Source organism: Nocardia aobensis NBRC 100429, from assembly GCF_000308375.1.
Lineage (GTDB): Bacteria > Actinomycetota > Actinomycetes > Mycobacteriales > Mycobacteriaceae > Nocardia > Nocardia aobensis.
On record NZ_BAFQ01000076.1, the window covers coordinates 1 to 7041 of the forward strand.

At 70.1% G+C, this 7041-nt stretch carries 6 protein-coding genes, 1 rRNA gene and 1 pseudogene; 7 read left to right on the forward strand and 1 reads right to left on the reverse strand.

The window, feature by feature from the left end; all coding sequences use genetic code 11:
- The first annotated feature begins 135 nt into the window (after positions 1-135).
- From rrf to RJ03_RS10560, 3 genes and pseudogenes are all read left to right on the forward strand, one after another.
- Positions 136-252 (forward strand): 5S ribosomal RNA (gene rrf / locus RJ03_RS10545).
- A 942-nt stretch (positions 253-1194) separates the two neighbouring features.
- Positions 1195-2304 (forward strand): annotated as a pseudogene (locus RJ03_RS36685) (hypothetical protein); the annotation flags it as partial.
- Between the two features lie 3 nt (positions 2305-2307).
- Positions 2308-3195, forward strand: a complete 888-nt coding sequence (locus tag RJ03_RS10560) for an HAD-IIA family hydrolase (protein WP_036500773.1) — start codon at positions 2308-2310, stop codon at positions 3193-3195.
- A 288-nt stretch (positions 3196-3483) separates the two neighbouring features.
- On the opposite strand, the gene RJ03_RS10565 is transcribed toward RJ03_RS10560, so the two are convergent.
- On the reverse strand, positions 3484-4191 hold the full coding sequence (locus tag RJ03_RS10565; protein WP_218000945.1) for a YdcF family protein: 708 nt from the start codon (positions 4189-4191) through the stop codon (positions 3484-3486).
- A 282-nt stretch (positions 4192-4473) separates the two neighbouring features.
- On the opposite strand from RJ03_RS10565, the gene RJ03_RS10570 reads away from it, so the two are divergent.
- From RJ03_RS10570 to RJ03_RS10585, 4 genes are all read left to right on the forward strand, one after another.
- The gene (locus RJ03_RS10570; RefSeq protein ID WP_036500777.1) at positions 4474-4764 is read left to right on the forward strand and encodes a hypothetical protein; all 291 of its coding nucleotides are present in this window, start codon (positions 4474-4476) and stop codon (positions 4762-4764) included.
- Between the two features lies 1 nt (position 4765).
- Entirely contained in the window at positions 4766-5632 is an 867-nt protein-coding gene (locus tag RJ03_RS10575) for a TlyA family RNA methyltransferase (protein WP_036500780.1), read from the forward strand.
- On the forward strand, positions 5629-6654 hold the full coding sequence (locus RJ03_RS10580) for an NAD kinase (protein ID WP_036500784.1): 1026 nt from the start codon (positions 5629-5631) through the stop codon (positions 6652-6654). The genes RJ03_RS10575 and RJ03_RS10580 overlap by 4 nt, the downstream gene beginning before the upstream one ends.
- A partial coding sequence (locus RJ03_RS10585; RefSeq protein ID WP_036500786.1) for an AAA family ATPase occupies positions 6632-7041 on the forward strand: 410 nt, incomplete at its 3' end. The genes RJ03_RS10580 and RJ03_RS10585, both read left to right, overlap by 23 nt.

Below are 7041 nucleotides of genomic sequence, written 5' to 3' on the forward strand. Positions count from 1 at the left end.
TGCTCGTGTGTTGGGAAGGAGCGGGGACCTGGTGTCTCCGAGCCCCTTGTTCTGGTTTCGGCCGGAACACGAGGGGGTGTTCGAGGGGAAGCCCCTCGATTCCTTCCTGTCACGGGTGTGACAGTTTCATAGAGTTACGGCGGCTATAGCGGTGGGGAAACGCCCGGTCCCATTCCGAACCCGGAAGCTAAGGCCACCTGCGCCGATGGTACTGCACTCGCCAGGGTGTGGGAGAGTAGGACACCGCCGGAACATACATTCGCGAAGGCCCCCAACCACCAGGTTGGGGGCCTTCCGCATGTACGCCCTTGTGCTCGGGCCCCGTCGCCGCACCGTAGAAGTCACGGCCGATCGCCGCCGGGCGATTCTCGATGCGCACCCAGGCCGGGCAAGTGGGGACGCGTTCGTGTCGCGTGATTGAATTTATGGTGGTTGCAGATAGGTGCCGGCGAACGGCGCACGGTCTGCATGTCGTCACCGGCTGCTCGTGCCGGATCAGAGAAAGGTAACGCTGTGTCGGAGCATGACGACGGTAGGAGACCCTTCCGCCGTGGCAGTACCGGTCCGGACTCGGCCGGCTCCGGCACACCTGCCCACGACCGAGGAGAAGGAGAGCGTCGCTCCGGAGGCTTCCGCCGCGGCGACGATACGCGCCGCTCCGGTGGCTACGGCGCGCGTGACGACGACCGGCGCGGTGGTACCGGGCGCGGCGATGACCGCCGTGGATCCGATCGTGGCACCGGCGGTTACAGCCGCGGTGGAGACGATCGCCGCACGGGTGGCTTCAGGCGTGGCGACGACGACCGTCGCTCCGGTGGATATGGCCGCGGAGACGACGACCGTCGCTCCGGTGGTTACGGGCGCGGTGGCGATGACCGTCGATCGGGCGGAAATGAACGCGGTGGCGATGACCGTCGTTCGGGTGGCTTCCGGCGTGACAGCGACGACCGTCGTTCCGGGGGTTACGGCCGTGGTGGTGACGATCGCCGCTCGGGCGGTTACGGCCGCGGAGACGACGATCGCCGCTCGGGCGGGCACCCGCGCGGTGGTGACGATCGCCGTTCCGGCGGTTATGAGCGCGGCCGCGATGACCGGCGTTCCGGCGGTTCCGGCCGTGGTGGTGATGACCGTCCATCCGGCGGTTACAGCCGGGGTGGCGATGACCGTCGTTCCGGTGGCTACGGCCGTGGTGGCGATGATCGCCGTTCCGGTGGTGGCGACGACCGGCGGTCCGGTGGATACGGACGCGGGGGCGACGACCGGCGCTCGGGCGGATTCCGACGTGACGAAGGAGATCGTCGCTCGGGTGGTCATGGGCGCGGCACGGATGATCGCCGTGGTGGATTCCGGCGCGACGAAGGTGGCCGGCGTCCGGGAGGCGCAGGCGGTCGTGACGATCGTCCGGGTGGTTACAGCCGGGGCGAGGGTGATCGGCGCGGCGGGTTCCGGCGCAGTGGCGGGGACTCCGAGCGTCGATTCGGGCCGGCCGACGAGGCCGACACTACCGCGCACACCGGGGAAGCGGCAGAGACCGGCGCGAACTTCGAGGACCGCGAGCCGCGGCGACGGGGTGGCGAAGGATCCCGTGTCGGCGGCGAGAACCGGGCGGGGCGGCCCGACGAGCCCGCGTTGCCGGACGATGTGCAGGCGAGTGATCTGGACAGCGCGGTGCGCCGTGATCTGCTGAGCCTCGACAAGAACAACGCCGAGGCGGTTGCCCGGCACATGGTGATGGCCGCCCGGCTCCTCGACGAGGACCCGGAGCTGGCACTGGAACATGCGCGCGCCGCCCGGCGCCGTGCCGGACGCATCGCGGTTGTTCGCGAAACCGCCGGTGTCACCGCCTATCACGCCGGTGAGTGGGCCGAAGCCCTGTCCGAGCTGCGCACCGCGCGCCGGATGTCCGGCGGCTCGGGTCTGCTGGCGGTCATGGCCGATTGCGAACGCGGGCTGGGACGGCCCGAACGCGCGATCGAACTCGGCCGCAGCGACGAGGCGCGTGCGCTGTCCGGGGACGAGGCGACCGAGTTGCGGATCGTCGTCGCCGGTGCGCGAATGGATTTGGGCCAATACGATCAGGCCGTGGTCACCTTGCAGACGCCGGAACTGGAGCCCTCGCGGTCCGGTCCCGCCTCGGCACGGTTGTTCTACGCCTATGCGGAGGCGCTGCTCGCCGCCGGCCGGTCCGATGAGGCACTGCAGTGGTTCCTCAATGCGGCCGCGGCCGATGTCGACGGCGATACCGACGCCGAGGAGCGTGCCGACGAACTCGCGGGCGCACAGGTCGATGACGACGTGGAGTAACTAGTGGCAGCATCGCTTCGGGAGGGCTTCGAGGCTCTCCTGCTGGATCTGGACGGCACGCTGTATCGGGGTGCGGAGGTGATCGCCGGCGCACCGGCGGCCCTGGACGCCGGCGGCGGCGCGCAGAAGCTGATGTTCGTCACCAACAACGCCAGCCGGTCGGCCGGTGTGGTGGCCGCGCATCTGCGCGAATTGGGTTTCGGCGCAAGCGAATCCGATGTCGTCACCAGTGCGCAGGCGGCCGCGCACGTGCTCGCCTCCCGGCTGGCCGCCGGCTCCACCGTGCTGATCGTCGGTACCGACGACCTCGCCGCCGAGATCGAACAGGTGGGCCTGCAACCGATTCGGCGTTTCAACGGGGTGGCCCCGGCCGCCGTCGTGCAGGGACATTCGCCACAGACCGGATGGCCGGACCTCGCCGAAGCGGCCTACGCGGTACGTGCCGGGGCGCTGTGGGTGGCCGCGAACGCGGATGCCACGTTGCCGAACGAGCGCGGCCTGGCGCCGGGCAACGGTGCGATGGTCGCGGCATTGCGAGCCGCGACCGATCAGGAACCCGTGGTAGCCGGTAAGCCCTATGCGCCGCTGCTCGAGGATGCGCTGGTTCGCGCGGAAACCCGCGACGCACTCGTGGTGGGGGATCGGCTCGACACCGATATCGACGGCGCCCGGTGTGTCGGTCTGCCGTCGTTGATGGTCCTCACCGGCGTCAGCACTCTCGACGACCTGCGCGCCCGCCCTGCCGATCATCGCCCCACCTACATCTCCCGAACCCTCGACGCGCTGAATCACCCCGTGATCCGGCAGGAAATACCCGAGGGCGACGCGATCGACCACCTGGCCGGCTTGCTGGACGAAAACCCCAGCCGCGCAATCGAATTGGCGCGGTAACGGTTCGGCTCGCGGTGGGGGTGGCTGTCTACGGTAGCCACTTCGTTCGGCCCCGACGCGGCAAGAAGCCGGCGCTGGGGACCACATGGCTCGGCCTCTCGCGGCGGGGTGACGGCACCCTGCTGTGGCACGGGGGAGACGACGTGCACGATTCGACAACTGCCCCGGTTAGATAAGCCCCCGGCGATGCCTACTGGCTGCCGTTCGGCGGTGACACCTTCGACGTCGCCCTGTGTGAGCGGGTGTTCCAGTACATCGGCGCTGCCCGATCCGGGCCCGGTTCGTCGGTCAATCGTCGCGATCTTCGGCAGCCATGGAAGCCGCCGTGCTCTCCGGAATCAGGCCCAGGCGGCGTAGTAGCGGGGTGGCGGCGGCTCCGGCGCGGCGTCGGCTGATCGCCGCGGATTCGTGTGCGGCAGTGGGGATTTTGAGCCACCAGCGTTCCAGTGGACGGTAGTCGTCGGCGGGGACCAGACGCGCTGCGAGGTCCGGTCGCTGCGCCCGCAGGTAGCGGCGGGCCCGGGCGGCGTGCATGGGGTCGGAGGCGATTTTGATGCGGTCGGCCCCTTCCAGGGCGGGGACGGTGAATTCGATGTTCTGCCACGTGGTTTCGGCGGACGTTTCGGTGCGGATGCGCTCGGGCGGTACGCCGAGGTGAGTGTGGGTGTAGTCGGCCATGACCGCCGCTTCGACCCAGGGGCCGTGTACGGCGCCGCCGCTGAAGATCAGGAATCCCTCGCGGTCGGGCGGCAGCGAACGGGCGCCGATGCGGCATCGCCAGCGCTGCAGCGCGCGGGTGCGGCCGTCGGCGGCGGCCGGGTAGCCCAGCACGACCACCGCGTCGGTGTCGCCGGCTCGAGCTTCGCGCCGCGGTCCGAGCAGTTGCCGGGATGCGCGCCAGTGGGCGTATTCGGCGGCGGCGACCACCGCGGTCGCCGTCCATGCCGCCGCGACTGCGACGAACCGGGCGGATCCATGTCGTCGCTTACCTCCCACGCCGCCATTGTGCCAACATCTGCCGCACACCACCGGTCCTGGGGCTTCGGCTGCGGACGCCGTGCGGTCAGCGCCGGGCCCCGATTTCGACTGTCGTGCCCTCCCCGCCGACACCGGGGGCCGGAGCATGCATGTGACTCGGTCGGGCGACGGCTCGTCCACGAGCGCCGGTGGGCCAGGGACGCGGCCGGCACGCGGCCGCTGGGCGCCACCGTGACCTCCGTTTCACCGGTGCCGCCGCTTGCCGGGATGTCGGTGAGCTCCGGTAGCGTTGTCGGCACCATGACTACGCCCATTCCGCGTCCGCATCCGTCCGGTTCCTCCGGTCCACGTCCGGGAGTTCCGCTGCCCGGGCAGCATCTCGCGGGAGGGACGGCGGAGTTCGCCGACCCGGAGAAGGTGCGGGCCGAGGTGGCGGCGCTGCTCGCGGAGTTGCCCGGCGGCCGGCGCCAGAGCGGTGACGATGCCGACGGGGTGGACCGCGCGGGAACCGATCTCACCCGGCGGGCGCGCATTCTCGAGCAGGCACACGAGGTGCTGGTCGGCGCCCTGGCGACGGTGGACAAGATCTGAGGTGGCCAGGCGCGCGCGAGTGGACGCCGAACTGGTTCGCCGCGGATTGGCGCGATCGCGAGAACACGCGGTCGAGCTGATCGGTGCGGGACGCGTCCTGATCAACGGTGCGGTCGCGTCGAAAGCGGCGACCGCGGTCGAGCCGAATACTCCCCTGCTGGTTCGCGAGGAACCCGACGAGGTCCAGTGGGCCTCGCGGGGTGCGCACAAGGTGCTGGGCGCGCTGGAGGCGTTCGAGCCGCTCGGGGTGAGCGTCGCCGGGAAGCGCTGTCTGGACGCCGGCGCCTCGACCGGCGGATTCACCGATGTGCTGCTCGCCCGCGGCGCCCGCGAGGTGGTCGCCGTCGATGTGGGTTACGGCCAGCTGGTGTGGCGGCTGCGCAACGACGAGCGGGTCCGGGTGTTCGACCGCACCAATGTGCGCGCGCTGACGCCGGAGGCGATCGACGGTCCCGTCGAATTGGTGGTCGCGGATCTGTCGTTCATCTCGCTCGCGCTGGTGCTGCCGGCGCTGGCCGCCTGCTGTGCACCGGGTGCGGATCTGCTGCCCATGGTGAAACCGCAGTTCGAGGTCGGTAAACAGCGAGTAGGCTCCGGCGGTGTGGTGCGTGATCCGGCTCTGCGCGCCGAGGCGGTGACCGAGGTGGCCGCCGCGGCCGCCGAACTGGGCCTGCGTACCCGCGGTGTGGTCGCCAGCCCGTTGCCCGGCCCGTCCGGCAACGTCGAATATTTCCTGTGGCTGCGCAAGGAAACCCAGGGCAGGGAAAACCAGGGCCACGACACACCGGACACCGATTCGGCCGAAACCGAATCGGAGCCCGATATCAGCGAATTGGTGCAGCGTGCGGTCGAGGAGGGGCCACAGTGAAGCGGGAGATCCTGCTCGTCGCCCATCCGGGCCGTTCCGAACTGCTCGAGACCGCGCATCGGGTCGCGAAGATCTTCGCCGATGCCGGAATCGGACTGCGGGTCCTCGAGGACGAGGCCTACAGCACCAAACTGGATTTCGACGACACCGGCGAACCCGACGGCTATCCGGTGCGGGTGATGCCGCACGGCCCCGACGCCGCGGTCGGCTGTGAGATGGTGCTCGCGCTCGGTGGGGACGGAACCTTCCTGCGCGGCGCGGAGATGGCGCATCCGGCCCGGGTGCCGGTGCTGGGAATCAATCTGGGCCGCATCGGTTTTCTCACCGAGGCCGAGGCCGAACATCTCGACGACGCGTTGGCCCAGGTGGTGCGCGGCGATTACCGCATCGAGCAGCGGATGACCGTAGATGTCAGTGTCCGCGTCGATGATGTGGTCGTGGAACGCGGATGGGCCCTCAACGAGGCCAGTATCGAGAATGCGGCCCGCATGGGCGTGCTGGAGGTCGTCCTCGAGGTCGACGGCCGCCCGGTATCGCAATTCGGTTGTGACGGTGTGCTGATCGCGACACCGACCGGCTCCACCGCCTACGCCTTCTCCGCGGGTGGTCCCGTGGTGTGGCCCGAACTCGAGGCGCTGCTGGTGATTCCCAGCAACGCGCACGCACTGTTCGCGCGGCCGCTGGTGACCAGCCCGGAGTCGCGGATCGCGGTGGAAACCGTTGCGGCAGGCCATGATGCGATCGTCTTCCTGGACGGCCGGCGTACGCTGGCATTGCCGCGGGGTGGGCGATTCGAAGCGGTGCGCGGTGCCGAACCGGTGCGCTGGGTGCGGCTGGATTCCGCCCCCTTCGCCGACCGGATGGTGCGCAAATTCCGCTTACCCGTGACAGGCTGGCGGGGCCGGCGGCCGGAACGGCCGCGCGCGACGGAGCCGGCCCGCACTCCCACCGAGCAACCCGGCTCAGGCGATAGCGAACACCGCCGAACGGAGAGCACACGTGCTGACAGAGATCAGGATTGACGGCCTCGGCGTCATATCCACCGCCACCGCGCAGTTCCACGAGGGACTGACCTGTGTGACCGGTGAGACCGGTGCCGGCAAGACCATGGTGGTCACCGGACTGCATCTGCTCGGTGGCGCCCGCGCGGACGCCGGGCGGGTGCGTCAGGGCGCGCAACGGGCCGTCGTCGAGGGCCGGTTCACCGTCGAGGATGTGCACGACAGCGCCCGCGACGAGGTCGAGAAGGTGCTGGAATCCTCAGGCGCGCAGCGCGACGACGACGACAGCGTCATCGCCGTACGCACCGTCGGCAGCGACGGGCGATCCCGGGCCCATCTCGGCGGCCGCAGTGTGCCGGCCGCGGTGCTGTCGGATTTCACGGCGCCGCTGCTGACCGTGCACGGGCA